Source organism: Collinsella sp. HCP3S3_E5, from assembly GCF_052067635.1.
GTDB lineage: Bacteria > Actinomycetota > Coriobacteriia > Coriobacteriales > Coriobacteriaceae > Collinsella.
Window position 1 is genome coordinate 22,714 of sequence record NZ_JBQHQF010000001.1, and the last position, 18,741, is coordinate 41,454.

14 protein-coding genes are annotated in these 18,741 nt (G+C 59.4%); 5 read left to right on the plus strand and 9 right to left on the minus strand.

The genetic code is table 11. The features are described 5' to 3' along the window. Positions 1 to 175: 175 nt before the first annotated feature. The gene (locus tag ACTM82_RS00100) at positions 176 to 1,561 is read right to left on the minus strand and encodes a M18 family aminopeptidase (RefSeq protein ID WP_427793650.1); all 1,386 of its coding nucleotides are present in this window, start codon (positions 1,559 to 1,561) and stop codon (positions 176 to 178) included. A 161-nt stretch (positions 1,562 to 1,722) separates the two neighbouring features. Between ACTM82_RS00100 and ACTM82_RS00105 the strand changes: the two genes are divergently transcribed. Continuing rightward, positions 1,723 to 2,808, plus strand: a complete 1,086-nt coding sequence (locus tag ACTM82_RS00105; protein ID WP_441054930.1) for a carcinine hydrolase/isopenicillin-N N-acyltransferase family protein — start codon at positions 1,723 to 1,725, stop codon at positions 2,806 to 2,808. Positions 2,809 to 2,948: 140 nt separating this feature from the next. Further along, positions 2,949 to 4,028, plus strand: coding sequence for a 6-phosphofructokinase (locus ACTM82_RS00110; protein WP_154514896.1), 1,080 nt, complete (start codon positions 2,949 to 2,951; stop codon positions 4,026 to 4,028). A gap of 513 nt (positions 4,029 to 4,541) precedes the next feature. Here the strand turns inward: ACTM82_RS00110 and ACTM82_RS00115 are convergent. Together ACTM82_RS00115 and ACTM82_RS00120 are read right to left on the minus strand one after the other, a co-directional pair. Next, the gene (locus ACTM82_RS00115; RefSeq protein ID WP_441054933.1) at positions 4,542 to 7,307 is read right to left on the minus strand and encodes an FtsX-like permease family protein; all 2,766 of its coding nucleotides are present in this window, start codon (positions 7,305 to 7,307) and stop codon (positions 4,542 to 4,544) included. Between the two features lie 5 nt (positions 7,308 to 7,312). Then, complete coding sequence (locus ACTM82_RS00120) at positions 7,313 to 8,014, minus strand: ABC transporter ATP-binding protein (protein ID WP_427718202.1); 702 nt, start codon at positions 8,012 to 8,014, stop codon at positions 7,313 to 7,315. Positions 8,015 to 8,329: 315 nt separating this feature from the next. Here ACTM82_RS00120 and ACTM82_RS00125 point away from each other — a divergent pair, with 315 nt between their 5' ends. Then, positions 8,330 to 9,565 carry a chloride channel protein gene (locus ACTM82_RS00125; RefSeq protein ID WP_441054936.1) on the plus strand — a complete coding sequence of 412 codons (1,236 nt, stop codon included), beginning with the start codon at positions 8,330 to 8,332 and terminating at the stop codon, positions 9,563 to 9,565. Positions 9,566 to 9,771: 206 nt separating this feature from the next. Here the strand turns inward: ACTM82_RS00125 and ACTM82_RS00130 are convergent, their stop codons facing one another. The 3 genes from ACTM82_RS00130 to ACTM82_RS00140 form a co-directional block, all read right to left on the minus strand. After that, entirely contained in the window at positions 9,772 to 10,350 is a 579-nt protein-coding gene (locus ACTM82_RS00130; protein ID WP_441054938.1) for a methylated-DNA--[protein]-cysteine S-methyltransferase, read from the minus strand. A 697-nt stretch (positions 10,351 to 11,047) separates the two neighbouring features. After that, positions 11,048 to 12,073, minus strand: a complete 1,026-nt coding sequence (locus tag ACTM82_RS00135; protein WP_154514908.1) for an aspartate-semialdehyde dehydrogenase — start codon at positions 12,071 to 12,073, stop codon at positions 11,048 to 11,050. Between the two features lie 220 nt (positions 12,074 to 12,293). Then, positions 12,294 to 13,682, minus strand: a complete 1,389-nt coding sequence (locus ACTM82_RS00140) for an aspartate kinase (RefSeq protein ID WP_154514910.1) — start codon at positions 13,680 to 13,682, stop codon at positions 12,294 to 12,296. Between the two features lie 103 nt (positions 13,683 to 13,785). On the opposite strand from ACTM82_RS00140, the gene thrC reads away from it, so the two are divergent. Beyond that, the gene (thrC, locus tag ACTM82_RS00145; RefSeq protein WP_441054940.1) at positions 13,786 to 15,303 is read left to right on the plus strand and encodes a threonine synthase; all 1,518 of its coding nucleotides are present in this window, start codon (positions 13,786 to 13,788) and stop codon (positions 15,301 to 15,303) included. Positions 15,304 to 15,506: 203 nt separating this feature from the next. Further along, positions 15,507 to 16,388 (plus strand): homoserine kinase, encoded by an 882-nt coding sequence (thrB, locus tag ACTM82_RS00150; RefSeq protein WP_441054941.1) that lies wholly within the window; start codon positions 15,507 to 15,509, stop codon positions 16,386 to 16,388. Between the two features lie 289 nt (positions 16,389 to 16,677). On the opposite strand, the gene ACTM82_RS00155 is transcribed toward thrB, so the two are convergent. The 3 genes from ACTM82_RS00155 to yihA form a co-directional block, all read right to left on the minus strand. Further along, positions 16,678 to 17,310 (minus strand): helix-turn-helix transcriptional regulator, encoded by a 633-nt coding sequence (locus ACTM82_RS00155; protein WP_441040819.1) that lies wholly within the window; start codon positions 17,308 to 17,310, stop codon positions 16,678 to 16,680. 31 nt (positions 17,311 to 17,341) lie between these two features. Further along, positions 17,342 to 18,025, minus strand: coding sequence for a DUF3990 domain-containing protein (locus ACTM82_RS00160; protein ID WP_441054943.1), 684 nt, complete (start codon positions 18,023 to 18,025; stop codon positions 17,342 to 17,344). 101 nt (positions 18,026 to 18,126) lie between these two features. Beyond that, positions 18,127 to 18,717 carry a ribosome biogenesis GTP-binding protein YihA/YsxC gene (gene yihA, locus ACTM82_RS00165; RefSeq protein WP_055252447.1) on the minus strand — a complete coding sequence of 197 codons (591 nt, stop codon included), beginning with the start codon at positions 18,715 to 18,717 and terminating at the stop codon, positions 18,127 to 18,129. Between the last annotated feature and the right edge of the window lie 24 nt (positions 18,718 to 18,741).

Sequence of the window (18,741 nt, forward strand, 5' to 3'; positions counted from 1 at the left end):
ATTTCACGGCACCTTGGCTCAAACGGCGGGCTCTCGCTGACTTTTGCTCTACCTGCGGCGGTTTCGCTGGCGTCGGCTTCATCTGCAAGCCTTAGCAGCTCCGTCTTACCGTTGACATTGCGGCATTTGCCCAGATAAAACCCGCCAAAATAAACCCGTCCTTTTTTGGCAGGTTTTAGAGCTCCACACTTTCGGCACCGTTGATGTTTAGGTCGCGCTCGTAGAAAGCCGTGAGGGCGCGGATCGCGTACATCACGTCGCGCACGCCACCGGTCTCGTAGCTCGAGTGCATGGCCAGCTGCGGCAGGCCCACGTCCACGGCGTGCATGCTCGCCTGCATATTGGACAGATTGCCGAGCGTGGAGCCACCCGCCATATCGCTCTTGTTGGCAAAGGCTTGCGTGGGCACGTCTGCGTCATCGCAGATGGCCTGGAACACTGCGCGGCTAAAGGCATCGGTGCAATAGTGCTGGTTGGCGGCTTCCTTGATGACGATACCGCCGTTGAGCACGACCTGGTTGTGGGCATCGCACTTCTCGGCGTGGTTGGGATGCACGGCGTGCGCGTTGTCACAGCTCACGAGCATCGAGGCGGCAAGCGCACGGTGGTACGACTCGTCATCAAAGCCCAGCGACCCGTTAATGCGACGCAACGCATCGGCCAAGAACGTCGACATGGCGCCCTGCTTGGTCTCGGAGCCAACCTCCTCGTTGTCGAAGCAGCAAAAGACCGAGATGTCATGCGCATTCTCGGCGCCCAAAAATGCCTGCAGCGAGGTGTAGGCGCAGGCTAGGTCGTCGAGCTTGGGCGTCGAGATAAACTCGTCGGCCCAGCCCCAAATGCGCGCGTCCTGACGATTGACCAGGAACAGATCGCGGCCCAAAATCTGTTCGGGCTCGACGTCCAGCTCGTCGGCGATCAGAGCATCAAAGTCGCCCTGCTTAAGCTCACCGGCGCTGATAAGCGGGCACAAGTCGACGGCGCGGTTGGGTGCAAAGCCCTCATTGACGCCACGGTTCATATGGATAGCAAGGCTCGGAATGATAGCGACCTCGCGCTCGGTGGCAAGCAGGCGGCTCTCAATACGGTCGCCCTCGCGCACCAGCACGCGTCCAGCCAGCGCCAACGGGCGATCGAACCAGGTGTAGTCGATCATGCCGCCATAGGCCTCGGTGTTCAGGCGCAGCGTCTCGCCCGCGCCGTCAAGCTCGGGCACGGCCTTGACCTTAAACGTCGGAGAATCGCTGTGCGACGCCGTGAGCTGAAAATGATAGTCGCCGGCAACGCCGTCCTCGCCCCACGTCGCGGCCAGGTCCTCGCCCACCTTAAAGGCGATAACGCTCGAGGTGTTGCGCTGCGTGTAATAACGCCCGCCCGGCTCGATATCCCACGCCGCATTCTCGGGCAGGTAGGTAAAGCCCGCCTCGTCGAGCTCGGCCATAATGGTCGCCGCCGTATGGAACATGCTGGGGCACGCCTCGATAAAGTCGATAAGGTCGTTGGCGGCCTCGATATCGTCGGCCGTCACATGCGCGCGTTCGGGCGTTTCCTGATCCGTCATGCTCTCCCCTTTCGCTGGGTTGATGGTCCCCTCCAGCATACCCCGCCACGCCAGCGCCGCACTCTTCATTCCATGTTTAATCCCGTGCCGCTCACCAGGTTGAGCCATCATGCCCGCGCTCCTTTTGCGATAATTACGCCAACAGGACGAGAGGAGCCGTCATGAAGCCACGTAACATTGCCATCGCCTGCGGTGTCGCGGGAGTCGCCGTCGGCCTTGCCGCTGCCACCGGTATCGTTTACCGCAAGCAAATCAAGTCCGCCGCGTCGCTCAAACGCTTGACCGGCTACGCGGATGGCTATGACCTGTACGCAATCGACATCGCCTACGACTACGATCTTGATCGCATCATCGCCGCTGGCGTGCGCGACGACCAGGCCTACATCGATGCCGTGGTGGCGCAGGTGCTGCCCGGTGTGCCGGCACATGTCCAGGCTCCCCAGTTTGCCTGCAGCGCTTTTGTCGCCGTAGATGCCGAAGGCCGCGTGCGCACCGGTCGCAATTACGACTTTAAGGACGACACCTCGGCGCTGCTGGTGCGCAATCACCCACGCGGCGGCTATGCCTCCATCGGGTTTGCCGCCCTTAACAACCTGGGCGATAACACTCCGCTTGACTCCGTCGCCGGACGCGCCGCCGCACTCATGGGTCCGTTTGCCCAGCTCGACGGTGTTAACGAATGCGGCGTGTCCGTTGCCGTGCTCACCCTGGATTCCAAGCCCTGTGACCAGGACACGCAACGCCCTGTCATCAATACCTCGCTCGCCATCCGTCTGGTACTCGACCGTGCCGCCACCACACAAGAAGCTGTCGACCTGCTTTCCGCCTACGATATGCACGCCATGGCAGGACGCGATTATCACTTCTTTATCAACGACGCCACCGGTGACGCGCGCGTAGTAGAGTGGGATCCGCACGATCCGGACCGCGCTTTCAAAGCGACTCCTGTACGCCAGGTTACGAACTTCTACCCCTGCTATGGCGACGAAGTGCTGCCCAACCAAAAGAACGGCGAACTGGGCCATGGTAAAGAGCGCGCCATCGCAATCGCCGATGTCCTTGACGCCCATGTCGGTGCCCAGGACGAAACGATTGCCTGGGAAGCCCTGCGCGCCGCAGCGCAAGAGCCCAATCCGGAAGACATCACCAGCAATACGCAATGGTCGGTCGTCTTTGACAATACCGAACCCGCCGCCGCTATTGCGCTGCGCCGCCACTGGGGCGACGTCGACGTCTTCGCACTGTAAGGAGCTAGGCCCGTCGACCTTACGCTCGCCTGACGTTGTTTACATTTCTATACGCTTGAGCTAACACGTTTTACCCCCGTATCAACAGTGTGCGGGGGTAAACTTATGCGCATGTTATAACTTGCCCGGAAGGATTCATCATGCTTAGGATCGGTCTTCTTACCAGCGGCGGCGACTGTCAGGCGCTCAACGCCACCATGCGCGGCATCGTCAAAACGCTTATGACCAATAGCGAAGAACCTATCGAGATCTATGGTTTTGAGGACGGCTACCAGGGCCTTATCTACAGCAGGTTCCGCGTCATGACGCCCGCCGATTTTAGCGGTATCCTCACCCGCGGCGGCACCATTTTGGGCACGAGCCGCACGCCGTTCAAGCGCCTGGACATTCCCGAGGCCGACGGTGTCGAGAAGGTGCCTGCGATGGTCCACACCTATCACAAGCTGCAACTCGACTGCCTGTTTATGCTGGGCGGCAACGGCTCCACCAAGACTGCCAACCGCCTGCGCGAAGAGGGCCTCAACGTTATCGCTCTGCCCAAGACCATCGATAACGACACCTGGGGCACCGAAATGACGTTTGGCTTTACGAGCGCCATCGACGTCGCCACCAAGTGCATCGACGACATCCACACCACCGCCTCGAGTCACGGCCGCGTGTTCGTTATCGAGATCATGGGCCACAAGGTTGGCTGGATCCCGCTGTACGCCGGCGTCGCGGGAGGCGCGGACGTCATCCTGATTCCCGAGATTCCCTACGACATGGGTAACGTCATCAAGACCATCGAGCATCGCATGGAGACCGGCAGCCGCTTTACGATCGTGGCCGTCGCCGAGGGCGCTATCTCCAAGGAGGACGCGGCGCTGCCCAAGAAGGAGTACAAGAAGAAGCTCGCCGAGCGCACGAGTCCGTCGATTGTCTACGACATTGCCAAGGAAATCGAGGCCAAGACCGGTCGCGAGACCCGCGTCGCCATCCCCGGCCACACGCAGCGCGGCGGTCAGCCCGACGCCCAGGACCGCATCTTTGCGACCCAGTGCGGCGTTGAGGCGGCACTGGGCTGCCTACGCGGCGAGTTTGGCTACATGATTGCCCTGCGTGACGGCAAGATGTGCCACATGCCGCTCGAGGAGGTCGCCGGCAAGCTCAAGTTTGTCGATCCCCAGAGCGACCTGGTACGCGAGGCCAAGGCGCTGGGCATCAGCTTCGGCGACGAATAGCCTCGGCCGAAATCCATCCCATCGGGCCCTCCGACCCCGCCCGACGTATTTCGATTTGGCTCCTCCCTTGACTCCGTCAAAGGTCGCCAATCGAAATCGTCGGGCGGGGTCGGAGGGCCCTGCGTTTACATGCTCGCCGAGGCTATTCGTCTTCTTGCTGCGAGTGCCTAGGGCAGGAGGCGCCGTGCATTTTTGGGAGTTTTCAGCAGCCGAGGGTGCCTGCATACTGAATTTTGGGCGAAAGGCAGGCGCCATGGGCCGCATCTTGTAAAAACGAGCGGCTCTTGAGGCGTTGGGAGCTCAGAATCAGGGCTTTCAGCGCAGTTTTGTGCGCCCGCTCCCATACTCGTGGACTCCGGAATGCTGAATTCTCCGGAATTTGCACGCCGCCCCTGGGGGTACCTGCGGGTAAAAAGCAACCGCCCCGCCAAAATATGCATTCTGCGGGGCGGTTTATGCAATAAAGCGACTGCGGCACGTCACAGCTCGCTACAACTTGAATCCAAGAACAGGTTACTCGGCGCTCTTGAGGGCACCGACCATGTCAATCTTGTTGAGGGTTCGGTTGGTGGCGAGGTTGACAATAATCGTAAAGCCAAACGAAAGCACCACAGCGAGCACGAAACTCAGCGGCTCGACCTCAACATCAAAGTACAGCGACGGCATCTGAAGAACGTACGTAAAGCTCTCGGCAAGCAGGCCACCCAGCGGCACGCCCAGTGCGGTGCCAATCGCCGTAAGGATCAACGTCTCCTTATTGACGTAGTGGTGCACCTCGCCACGGCGGAAGCCCAGCACCTTGATGGTCGCCAGCTCGCGTTCGCGCTCCGAAATATTCGTATTAGACAGCGTAAACACCACCACAAACGACAGGCACGCCGCCATAAAGGTCACAAGCACTACGACCGAATTGATAATCGTAAAGTTCGCCTCATAGTTCTCCCAATGCTCGGCCGTACTCGAAATCGTAAGCCAACCGTCACTCTTAAGCTTCTTGCTAAACGCAATCTGGTCGGCTGAAGAGCCCTTAAGCAGCACAAAGATGCCGTTAAGACGCGCGCTTCGGCCGAACGCGCGCTCATAGGTGCCCTGCGTCATATAAAGCGTGTTGCCCAAATAATTGAGCGAGATATCGCTAACCTTGACCTTGGTAACATTGAGCGACGAATCCTGGACCTGCGCCGTATCGCCCGGCTGAATCCCCAGCACCAGCTGTGAACTCTTGCTTAAATACACGTCCCCGTCACGCAGGGCGAGCGGTTCTTTGGACTCATCCTCCAGGCGCACGTAATCGTCCAGGTCATTCGTGCGGTCGTCGGGAATCACGATGAGCTGTACGGTCTCGCTCTTACCGCCAAACGTAAAGGTGACGTTGTCGGTCATAATCGGCAGGGTCGAGGTCACGCGTACGCCGGAGTCGCTGGCCGCGCTACGCTCTTCCAGCGCCGCACACGTCTGAGCATAGTCATCGGGATTGGCGACCGCCAGCAAGTCATAGCGCGTGATGTGCCCGTACTGTTTGGGCGAAAGCGCCACCGACGTATCGCGGATGCCCATACCGCAGATCACGAGCGCCGTGCAGCCGGCGATACCGAAGATGGTCATAAAGGCACGTTTTTTGTAGCGGAACAGGTTGCGCGCTGCCACCTTGTTCAAAAAGCCCATGCGGCGCCAAATAAAGCCGATGCGCTCAAGCAAGATGCGCGAGCCGGCTCGCGGGGCCTTGGGACGCATAAGCGAGGCTGGGGTCTCGGCCATCTCGTGGCGGCAGGCGATAATCGTGGCACCCACCACGCCCACGGCAAACAGCGCCACCGAGACGATCGAGGACACGATGTCGTACGAAAGCAGCATCTGGGGCAGTGAGTACATGTCGTCGAACACCGTAAACAGGAACAGCGGCAACCCCACAAATCCGATGATGTTGCCGAGTACGCCGCCGAACAGACATGCCCACAGCGAGTAGTCCACGTATTTGGACAGGATTCGCCCGCGTGAATAGCCGAGCGCCTTGTATAAGCCAATGAGCGTGCGCTCCTCCTCGACCATACGAGTAGCGGTGGTAAGGCTGATGAGTACGGCTACGACAAAGAAAATAAATGGGAAAACCGTGGCGATGGCCTCAATCGAAGAACTGTCGCTCTCGACGCTTGAGTAGCTTGCGATGTTACCGCGATCCTGGATGTACCAAGTGCATTCGCCCAGATCGGAAAGCTCGGCGCGTGCATCGGCAAACTGCTGGTCGGTGGCGGCGCGGCGCTGGTCCAAATCGGCCTGAGCCCGAGCGCGCTCCTCACTGCCCTGGGGCATGCGGTTGATGTTGTCCTGCTCAATCCCAAAGAGCATATTCGCCTGGCGCTCGGAGGCATCCAAGCTTGCCGGCGCGTCGACCGTCAGCTCTTGGGCGCGCACCTTCTCACGCTCGTCGCGAATCTTCTCGATATTACCCTTGACCTCGTTGATCTTTGTCGTGTAGGCATCTGAATAGGAGTTGAGGCTCTTGGCTCCCTCGACGATCACGTGGACCGCGGAGTAGGAAGAAGATGTCGCGGCATCCTCGCTCACATAGAACTTATAGTCCGCAGCCGAAGCAGCGCGAAAGGCGTTGACTGTCGAGTCGGAGCTCACATCAGTAGGATCGAGGACCTCGGCCGTAATGGTGTAATCACCCGCGGCAAACTGGTCCTTGGCGCTTTGGTTCGACGAGCTCGCGTCATTGGCGGCAAAACTCACCGTGTCGCCGAGCTTTTTGCCCGAAGCCTTCAGGAACTTCGAAGTCACCGCGACCTCGCCGGCGCTCTCGGGCAAATCGCCGCTTACCAGCACCGGTTGATCGATATTCTTCCTGGAAAAGCTCTGCACGACTACACGCTCGCGCGTGGTACCCACGGCGGTGTAGGCGGTCTCGGTGTAGATGCCCTCGGCCGTCTCGACGCCGTCGACCTCTTGAATAGCCGCAAGATCGTCGCGCGTAAGGCCATAGGTCGACTGCACGTTAATGTCATAGACATTCTGCTGGTCAAAATAGACGTCGACCGAATCGCGCAGATCCTCGCAGCCCGCCTTAAGACCGCACATCACGCTCACGCCGAGCGCGGTAATGACCACGATAGATAGGAAGCGCTTAAGACTGCCTCGGATTGTGCGGGAGATGCCACGGCGAAAAACCGTCGGCGCCATATCATTTGAGCTTTGAGCGGTACGGTAGGTCGCGAACTCCCGATCGTGACCCACGTGCTCCGTATCGTGGTTTTGGCTGTTTTGGCGATCTTGGTCCATGGGCGCTACCACTCGATCGTCTCGATAGGCACGGGATTTTGCTGGACCGTCTCGCTCTCCACACGACCGCTCTTAAAGCAGATCAGGCGATCGGCCATGGGCGCGAGCGCGGAGTTGTGCGTGATGATGATGACCGTAATGCCCTGCTTGCGGCAGGTATCCTGCAGCAGCTGCAAGATCTGCTTGCCGGTTTTATAGTCGAGCGCGCCCGTGGGCTCATCGCACAGGAGCAGCTTGGGGTTCTTGGCCAGTGCGCGGGCGATGGACACGCGCTGCTGCTCGCCGCCCGAAAGCTGCGCGGGGAAGTTGGCGAGGCGCTCGCCCAGGCCAACCTGGCGAAGTGTCTGTTCGGCATCGAACGAATCGGGGCAGATTTGCGCCGCAAGCTCGACGTTTTCGAGCGCCGTCAGGTTGGGAACCAGATTATAGAACTGGAAGACAAAGCCGACGTCGGCGCGGCGGTATTCCACGAGCTGCGCCTCATTGGCGGAACTCACGTCGCGCCCATCCACCGTTACGGTGCCGGAAGTCGCCGTATCCATGCCGCCCAGAATGTTGAGCGCCGTGGTCTTGCCGGCACCCGAAGCACCCAAAATGATGGCGAGCTCACCGCGCTCGACCGTAAAGCTCGCGCCATCGAGCGCGTGAATGCGGGCGTCACCCTCGCCGTATGCTTTGACGACGTCTTTGAATTCGATATAAGCCATCGATTAATTCCCATCTGGTCGGATAACTCTTTAGTATTACCCATTTCGCACCGACCAAAAAGGGACAGGTTTATTTTGGCAGGTTTTATATGGGGAAACGAGGGGCGCGGGCAGGCACCAGGACTGTCCACGGCAACCATTTGACCCAAACCGTATCCACCGCTATGATGCCGCTACGGAATGAATGTCTCCGTTGGGTGCGCCAGCCAAGCTGCCGCGTTACCCTAAACCGCCTTGTTGCTGATGACTTCTGCTGTTACGTGATGCCCTTAGGCATCACGCCGCGGCAGGAGTCTTTTTTGTTTTGGAGGAGAAGTGTCGGAAAGCAGCGCATCGAGCAGAATCAAACGTCTGCTCAACACCTATAGCGGTCTTGTGCTTATGGGTGCCGTCGGAATCCCCGTCGGTATCATCGTTGGCGCCATCTGCGCGCTCTTTGGACGCGTGCTTTTGGCGATCGGCGCCTTCCGCGACGAACACATCACCCTGCTCATCCCCTTCCTCGCCCTTATGGGCCTTGCCATCGTGTTTGCCTACCGCGCTTGGGGCAAGGGTACCGACCGCGGCATGAGCCTGGTATTCGACGTAGGCCACGGGCGTGAGGACGCCATCTCGCCGCGCTTGGTGCCGCTCGTTATGCTGAGCACATGGGGGACGCACCTCTTTGGCGGCAGTGCGGGACGCGAGGGTGTGGCCGTGCAGATCGGTGCAACCGTCTCACATTGGATCGGCCGACGTCTACCTTTCCGAGACCCCGGCAACACGTTTTTGCTTATCGGCATGGCCGCCGGCTTTGCCGGGCTCTTTCGAACGCCCCTTGCTGCCACGGTCTTTGCTATCGAAGTACTGGTCGCAGGACGCATGGAATACCGCGCGCTGTTTCCCGCGCTTACAGCCTCGCTCGCCGCAAGTATGACCTCCGGTGCCCTGGGACTCGAGAAGTTTGAGGTCGCCGTTGTCGCCTCATGCGCGCTTGACCTCCCCGGTCTTGGACGGCTTGCGGTACTAGGCATCGCGTTTGGCATGGTAGGCGGTACCTTTGCCTGGTGCCTTGCCCATGCCAAGACCCTTGCGGCGCGGCTGCTCCCCAACCCCTATGCGCGCATCGTCGCTATGGGCCTTGCGCTATCGGCGATTCTGTTCGCACTGTGGCAGGGTCGATACTGCGGCCTTGGCACCAACCTGATATCGGCGGCGCTCAACGGTAACGGTAAGGTCGCCATCATGCCTTGGGACTGGGCGCTCAAATTCGTACTCACCATCGCCACACTTGCCGCAGGATATCAGGGCGGTGAGGTGACGCCGTTGTTTTCCATCGGAGCCAGCCTGGGTGTCGTACTCGCCGGGATTCTCGGCATGCCCGCCGAGTTCTGCGCCGCGCTGGGCTACGCAGCCGTCTTTGGCAGCGCCACCAATACGCTGCTCGCACCCATCCTTATTGGCTGCGAAGTCTTCGGCTTTGGTAATCTGCCGATGTTCTTTATTGTCTGCGTCGTGGCTTACCTGTTCAACATGGATAAGTCGATCTACGCCCTGCAAGAACGAGCGTAGAAAGATGTCCAAGCAGGTGGTCTCAACCGGAAACGGCGTCCCACTCTGAGGCTGTATTCCGGGACACGGTTTCCGCTTGGGACGCCATTCGGAAAGCGCATCCCGCTTTAAAACGGAATTCCGGGACGTGGTTTCCGCCTGAGTCTCCATTCGGAAAGCGTGTCCCGTTCTTTCACGGCATCTTGGCTATGCAAAGCGCTCGAACGTTATTCCTCGTACGCGCCCTCAAGCCGAAGCAGCCACTCCTTGCGATCGAGCCCGCCGGCATATCCGTTAAGCGAGCCGTCGGCGGCAACCACGCGATGGCACGGCACGATAATCGAAATAGGGTTGCGAGCGACCGCAGCCCCCACCGCACGAGGAGACACAACGGGGTCCTCGTTCCCCGGCACCCGATGGCGGGCGGCGACACGAGCCGCAATCTCGCCATACGTGGCGACCTCGCCACGCGGAATAGAAAGCAGCTCAAACCAGACTTCACGCTGAAACACCGTGCCGATCATATGCAACGGCGGCGTATACCGAGGCTCCTGCCCTGCAAAATAAGCATTCAGCCATGCCCACGAACGCTCAAGCACCGAAGAAGCCGCACCATGAGCCGGACTCGCCGACGACATGCCACCAGCACCGGAAACCGCATCGGCCCCTTCAACATGTTCGGAGTCTTCCCGGAGAAGCGTGGAGCCAAAGTGCTCCTGCCCCTCAAACCAAAGCCCCGTCAGACCGCGGCCATCAGCGGCAAGCAGGATTTCGCCCAAAGGCGAAGCAAACGTCGTCGTGACCACCAGCGGCTCCTTTCAAAACTCCGCACTATAATACCGCGAATTGTGTAGACAACTCCGCAGATACGTCTGGGTAGGATCGCAATTGCTTAAGCGAGGCCACTTTCCCCAATCAAGCGAAGAAAACGCGGGGCTTCGACGCCAGAGCGGTACCCATGCCAGCTGAGCTCTAATACTTTTCCCGAGAAGTGAACGAGTAAAAACGAAGCCCCGGAGCATCCACACTTTTTGATTACAAAACCGCAGGATTCGCGCAGCAAAACCGCAGGAAATAGCGGTCAAAATATGTCAATGCTTCGGGGGTCCAAAATAGGTCGTTCACTTCTCGAGAAAAGTATTCAACTTCAATTCACCCCAACCCCAAAGTCACCTCAGGCAGCAGGCGCGAGGCGCCGCAGCTGCCGTCACGGCCCCGCAGTCCCCAAAGGCGGCAGGCGCAAAGCGCCGAGGCCGCCGCCGGGACCAGGGCCCGCAACGACCACGTGCCCTCACATCAGCCCAGCGGCCCCAACCAACAACGGCCCCATCGCAGGCCGCTCGCAGCCGAGTCACCGCAGGCGGTGGCCGGGCTCAGCTTTCAGAACACTCCGCAGACCAGTGCGGCGCCTTGCCCGCGGCTCCGAAGGAGCAGGACAAGGCGCCGCACATGATCGAGGACGTTCTGAAAGCTGAGCCCGGCCCCCGCCGGACAGTTCCACCGCTACTCGCAGAGCAGTTTGGCAATCTGGACGGCGTTGGTTGCCGCGCCCTTACGGATTTGGTCGCCACAGCACCAGAAGGTGATGCCACGCGCGGCCTCGGGATTCGAGATGTCGCGGCGCACGCGACCGACCCAAATCAGGTCCTGGTCGGAGGTGTCCATCGGCATGGGGAATCGGTCGTGCGCATCCTCGGCACCCAGGTCGTCGACCAGCTTGACACCCGGGGCAGAAGCCAGCGCAGCACGGGCCTCCTCGACCGTAATGTCGCGCTCAAACTCGAGCGTAATGCTCTCGGAGTGCGAGCGCAGCACAGGCACGCGCACACAGGTGCAGTTCACGCGCAGCTCGGGCAGGTGCATAATCTTGCGACCCTCGTTTTGCAACTTCATCTCCTCGGAGGTAAAGCCCTCCTCCTTGACGCCGCCAATCTGCGGAATCAGGTTGCTCGCCAACTGGGCGGCAAATGCGCGCGGCTCGGGAATCTCCTCGCCACGGCCCAGGGCGGCCAGCTGGGCCTCGAGCTCGGCCATACCGGGAGCACCAGCGCCCGAAGCCGCCTGGTACGTCGAGACGATCATGCGCTTCACGCCGGCGAGCTTGTGCAGCGGCCAGGTGGGAACCAGGCCGATGATGGTTGCGCAGTTAGGGTTAGCGATAAGGCCGTGATGCCACTTGATGTCGTCGGCATTGATCTCGGGCACGACGAGCGGCACCTCGGGATCCATACGGAAGGCGTGGCTGTTGTCGACCACGACGGCGCCACGCTTGACAGCCTCGGGCAGCAGCTCCTTGGCGATATCGTCGCCGGCAGCGCCGAGTACGATGTCGCAGCCCTCAAAGGCCTCGGGGCAAGCCTCCTCAATAACAACCTGCTCGCCGCGGAACTCGACGGTCTTGCCCGCAGAGCGCGCGCTCGCCAGCAGCTTGAGCTTGCCAACCGGAAACTCCTGCTCGTTGAGGCACTCGAGCATCTGGGTGCCCACGGCCCCCGTCGCGCCCAAAATAGCAACCGTGTACTGTTTCATGCTTCCCCCTTTGAAGGTTGTGGCTTTTGCCCGCACGCCGAGCAGGCAGGATATTCTTGCCCAGTGTATACAAGAACGGGGCGGACACGAAACCCACCCCGTCGAAACGAAACCGAAACGAAACGCCCCGCGCTAGATTTTTTGGAACATGCCTCAAAACCCACTCATGCGCCAAAAGGTAGATTTCTAGACATATCCCAAAAATCTACCGGGATGGTCGCTATTTGTGGAGGGCAGCCAGGGCGGGTTCAATCGGTGCAGGAGCCTCCAGATCGGAGACCTTCACAATGCCGTTCTCGTCGGAGAAGGCACGGTAAATGGTCTGAATCGCCAGGTCGAAGTCCTTATCCTCGACACCGATAATGATGTTGATCTCGTCGCAGCTCTGCGAAATCATGCGCACGCTCACGCCAGCCTGCCCGAGCATGCCAAACAGGTGGCCGGAAATACCTGCGCGGCCGCGCAGGTTACGGCCGACGGTCGCGATGAGCGCCAGGCCCTCGACAACCTCAATCTCGAGCGGCTCAACCTCCTGCTGGATGTCGCCCACGAGCGAGTACAGCGAATCGTGCACATCCTGCTCCTGCACCACGGCGCCAAAGCGGTCGACGCCGGTGGGCATGTGCTCGACGGAAACGTCATAGCGCTCGAAGACCGAAAGTGCACGGCGCATAAAGCCGACGCGGGGCTTGGTGCGATCGCGGGCCACGTTGATGGCGACAAAACCGCGCTTGCCGGTCACGCCGGTAATGATGGGCTCCGCCTCGCCCTCATCAGCCGTCTCGCTAATGATGGTGCCGGGGTCCTGCGGCGCATTGGTGTTCTTGATGACCAGCGGAATACCCGCCTCGCGCACGGGGAACACGGCCTCCTCGTGCAGGACGCTTGCGCCCATGTACGAAAGCTCGCGCAGCTCCTCGTAGGTAACGCGCGCAATGGGCTGAGCCTCGGGAACAATACGCGGATCGGCAGAGTAGAAGCCCGAGACGTCGGTCCAGTTCTCGTAAAGGTCGGCGTCCAGACACTTGGCCAGGATCGAGCCCGAGATATCGCCGCCGCCACGATCGAGCAGCTTAATCTGGCCCTCACGCGTCGCGCCGTAGAAACCGGGCATAACAAAGCCGCCCTGCTGACCGTACTCCTGCACCAGCTCGGAGGTGCGGTTCATGCTGAGCGTACCGTCGTGATGGAACGCCACAACCGTCGCGGCGTCCAGGAACGGCAGGCCCAGGTACTCGGCCATCAGGCGAGCGGTGAAGTACTCGCCGCGGCTCACAAGCTCCTCGGTGGAGTAGCCGCCCGAGCGGGCGCGCTCGGCAAAGGCCGCGAACTCCTCACGGATGGGATAGGTGAGCTCCAGCTCGTCAGCGATATCAAAATAGCGCTGGCCAATGTCCTCGAGCAGCTCCTCACACGACACGTGATACTTAACGTGCGCGTTAACCAGGTAGAGCAGGTCGGTCACCTTGGTGTCGCCCTTAAAGCGGCGACCGCAGGCGGAGACCACCACAAAACGGCGGGCCGGGTCGGCATCGACGATGGCCTTGATCTTCTTAAAGTGTTCGGCGTCAGCGACCGACGAGCCGCCAAATTTGGCAATCTTAATCATGGGCTGGAGGTTACCTTTCTAAAAGCCTCTGCGAACCTGTTTTGCGCGCTCTGATACCATGGTTTCACCGATTGGGACCAAGGCATCCGAGGAGCAGTGTTATATGGGAACTTATCATAGTACACGAGGACGCACTTTATCGTGCTCAAGTAAGGTGGCAATCCGCACCGGCATCGCTCCCGACGGGGGTTTGTTTGTCTCGGACGAGCTCGGCACCCAGCAGGTCGATATCAGCTCGCTTGCAGATAAATCGTACTTTGAAATCGCTCAAGATGTGTTGGGAATGTTACTGAATGATTACACGGGCGAAGAAATTTCGGCCTGTGTGAATGAGGCATATCGCGGCACGTTCGCGAGTGAAGAGGTTACGCCGCTCGTCAAACTCGACGCTGCGCCGGGCGCTGACGCCCCTCAGACCTATGTGATGGAGCTCTTTGGCGGCCCCACGAGTGCCTTTAAGGACGTCGCCCTGCAGATGCTCCCCCGCCTCATGGCCCGCACTTCCGCCAAGGACGGCGGCGCCGAACGCATCATGATCGTCACCGCCACGTCGGGCGACACCGGCAAGGCCGCACTCGCCGGTTTTGCCGACGCTCCGGGCACGGGCATCACCGTCTTTTATCCCGAAGGCAAAGTCAGCCGCGTGCAGAATCTGCAGATGTCCACACAGGAAGGCGATAACGTCGCCGTCTGCGGCATTCGCGGCAACTTCGACGATGCCCAGAGTGCCGTCAAGCGCATCTTTGCCGATAAGGAGCTTGCCGAGCGCTTGGAGGCCGCCGGAACGGTGCTTTCGAGTGCCAACTCCATCAACGTCGGCCGTCTGGTGCCGCAGGTCGTCTACTACTTTGCCGCCTATGCGCAGCTGTTGCGCGCCGGCGCCATCGAGGCTGGCGACGCCGTGGAGTTCTGCGTACCGACCGGCAACTTTGGCGATATCCTGGCCGGCTACTATGCCAAGCGCATGGGTCTGCCCGTCGCCAAGCTCGTCGTCGCGAGCGACAAGAACAACGTGCTGGCTGACTTCCTGACCACCGGCGTCTACGACCGCAACCGTCCGTTCTTCACGACCATCTCACCGTCGATGGACATCCTCATCAGCTCCAACCTGGAACGCATGCTCTACTTCCTGTCCGATGGCGACTGCGAGCTTGTTGCCGGCCTTATGGAGCAGCTGGCAAAGACTGGTCACTATGAGGTTCCCGCCGACCTGCTGGCAAAGATTCAGAGCGTCTTTGGCTGCGGCTGGGCCAGCGAGGACGAGGTCCTCGCTGCCATTAAGAGCTGCTGGGATGCGAACGGCTACGTGATCGACCCGCACACCGCTTGCGGCTATCACGTCTTTGAAAAGGTCGCTCCCGCCGAGGGCGCCAAGGCCCGTGTGCTGCTTTCGACCGCCAGCCCCTACAAGTTCCCGCGTGCCTGCTGCGATGCTCTGGGGCTCAACGTTCCCGAGGACGACTTTGAGGCCATGCGCGTGCTCGAGCAGGCCACCAATACGGCCGCACCGGCACAGCTCGCCGAGCTCGAGTCCAAACCCGTTCGCTTCGAAGACGTCTGTGACGTCGATGAGATGGCAAGCTACGTCGAGTCTGCAGCAAAAAAGATGGCTACCAACTAAAACCCTTATTAAGCGCCGGCGAAAGCCGGCGCACCTTCTTTTATCAGATAACCCCCGGGATGATGACGAACGCGCACAGCGTGCCTGGCTGTTTAGTTCGTCGCGAGTTCCGCACGCAAAGGAAAGCACTTAATGTGCTTTCCGTCTTGCGCAGGACTGCCCGAGCAGCGAACTAAACAGCCAGGCACGCCAGGAGGACCCACATGATCAAGATCACCGTCCCAGCAACCAGCGCCAACCTAGGCATCGGCTACGACACCCTCGGCATGGCCGTCAGCCTCTACTCGCACTTCACCTTCGAGCGCGCTGACAAGCTCACCATCACGGGCTGCCCCGAGGAGTTCCAAAACGAGAACAACCTGGTCTACGTCAGCTTTGTCGATGCGCTGGCCGCATGGGGCGAGCCGGCTTTTCCCGTTGCCATCGACATTCAAACCGATGTACCCGTCGCTCGCGGCCTGGGTTCCAGCTCCACTTGCGTCGTCGCTGGCATTATGGCCGCCGCCGCACTGACAGGCCACACCGTCGACCGCGCTGAGCTCGTCCGCATTGCCACCGAGGTCGAGGGCCATCCCGATAACGTCGCTCCCGCCATCCTGGGCGGCGCCGTCTGCTCCTTTACGCCGACCGATTCGCTCCCCCAGTGCCTGCGCTACGAGGTGAGCGATCGCTTGCGTTTTATTACCGTGATTCCGCCCTACGAGGTTCACACGAGCGAGGCGCGCAAGGTCGTGCCGCAGGAGATTCCGCTCTCCACCGCCGTATGGCAAATGGGCCGTATCGCCGGCATGACGCGAGGCCTGGAGGCCGGCGACCTCGACCTGATTGCCGCCGCCAATGACGACCGCATCCAGGAGCCCTATCGTCGTCGCCTGATTCCCGACTACAACGCTGTGCGCGACACCTGCCTTAACGGCGGCGCCAAGACCATCTGGATCAGCGGTTCGGGCTCTACCCTTATGGCTGTGACCGACGACACCATCGTGGCAAAATTCCTGCAGGTCAAGCTGCGTGATCAGTTCCCCAAGTGTGAGACGCACATTCTGACGTGCGACACTGAGGGCGCTCAAATCGAGTACCTGTAGACATCGCCGATCGGTCTGTCCGGGCCACCCGGGGGCATCCCCTTAAAAACGTCCTCGCACTTGAGGCCCGCTTATCCTGCTCCTTCGGAGCTGCGGATAAGCGGGCCTCGTGCTGCGGAATGTTTTTAAGGGGATGCCCCCGGGTGGCCCTATGGCAACGTGGCTAGCGATGTCTATAGGGACCCACGCTTTGAAGGGGGCGCCGGGCTGAAATTATGGCCCTTTATTGATAGGGGCTCTTGCTAGGCTGGAGCACTTACCAGCAACAGGCTTCGACTATGTGCTTGGTTTACGCCGCACTGGGTTCCTTGTATTCGAAGACTGGTTCTAGGAGGTCTTCGATGTTGCAGTGGAGGACTTTTGCTATGGCTCTTACGCTTGTTACCGAAGCCTCATTGATGTTTCTCTGGCGCTGCTCGTACATTTGGATTGAGCGGAGTGACACACCCGATTCGTATGCTAGGTCTTGTTGGGTTTTCTTAAGCTTCTTTCTTGCTAACGCAAGTTTGGTTTGCCTGGACGCTTTTTTCGCCATATCGCAGACGAGGCGAACCACTCGTTCCTCCGAGGCTTCGTGCCAGGGGTAATACAGACTGCGCAGCACATCAAATGGAACGACATGCAGCAAATCTTCGAAAGACTCTCCTAGGCGCCACTGCAGGTATGCCAGCATCCAGCCCGCCCAATATTCCGGCGTCTTCTCAAATCGATAGGTGCAGTCCGGTATAGGCCTGTTTTGATAGCCCGACCTTTCAGCGATAAGCGCGAACAGCTCAACACCCGATTTTCCCGACACTACCCATGCGTTGCCGCGTTCAAACTCGCGAGCAACCCCGCTCAGGCAAAAGAGTTCAGCAACTTCAGATCCTTCTGCTCCATAGTCATTGACGGCATAGTCGAAGCAGTCGCCGAGGTTGTTCATTGCGTCCTCGAGGTAGTAGACGGGATATGTCCTACTCGGCCCACGATCTGTTAACTCTTGGATCATTTAAATCAACCCTCCCTGCCATTAAATCCCTAATGTCGATGCCTTCGGAATCGAACCCATTGACCGTATCCAAGTATTTGCGTCGAGCATTCTGCTCTCGCTCAAAACGCTTGGGATAAAACTCAGACCCCGAAGCCCGCTTCCAATCGCAGAATCTAATCATCGAAAATGCGCGCTCGCTCATAAGGGCATATTGGATACCCAAATCACCCAAGCACATGATTCGTTGCAGCTGTCTGAGCGATATCATGCCGCTGACAAACTGTCTTGCAAACGAAAAATAGGAGTCGTCAGCACGATAGCCTCGAATAACGTCATAAGGAGATGTATCAATTAAGCAGTTATCAAGTAGATAGCGAAGCCCTTCACGCGCCAATGGCGTCGAAACATTGAACTCTCTGTTATTCGCCAGAATTGCAAGCCAATTGAGGATTGAAAACTCCCCAGACTCCAAATCCAAGACCGAAAGGCCATCTAAATCAAGCTCATATCGATTGGCAACGCCATCAGACTCGGTCCGGCATGCCCATTCCATCGCCATTTCCTCATGTGGCGTGCAATAAAACCCGCGCCCATAGTCATTGAATTGTCTGCATTTATCCAACGACGGACGTTCGACAACAACCTCCGACCCGTGCCAAAGCTCCATATCGACCTCCGAATAAAAATATCACCCCAGTGATAGTGTACCAACAACTATCACTGGGGTGATATAGATAGATGCAAACTATTGTCTGCCAAGAGCCCCTACTAGAGGCAGGCCTCGGCAATGCGGCGCTTGAGCTCGTCGATGCCGGTGCCGGTCTGGGAGCTTGTGATAATTACGTTTTCGGCCGGGACGTTGAGTTGCTTTTTGATGGCTGCCGCTTGGCGGGCCTGCTGGGTGCGGCTGAGTTTGTCGGCCTTGGTGAGGCAGACGATAAAGTTGAACTCGTTGCCCTGCAGGTAGTCGATCATGTCATGGTCGAGCTTGCTGGGGTCATGGCGAATGTCCACCAGCGACACAACCAGGTTAAAGCTGCGCTCGGAGTCGAAGAAGTCGCCGATGAGCTCGGCCCAGCGGTCGCGCTCGGCCTTGGAACGACGGGCGAAACCGTAGCCCGGCAGGTCCACAAAGTGCACGTCGTCGGCCTCGAAGAAATTGATATTGCTCGTCTTGCCCGGCGTGCTCGAAACCTTGACCAGGTTCTTGCGGCCAAAGAGCTTGTTCATGATGGACGACTTGCCCACATTGGAGCGGCCCACAAAGCTCACCTCGGGACAGGTGGACTCGGGGATCTGCGAAACCTTGCCGTAGCTGGCGACGAACTTGGCAAGCTGGTAGTTAATGGAATCGGCCATGGATACTCCTTGGTCGTAGGTTCT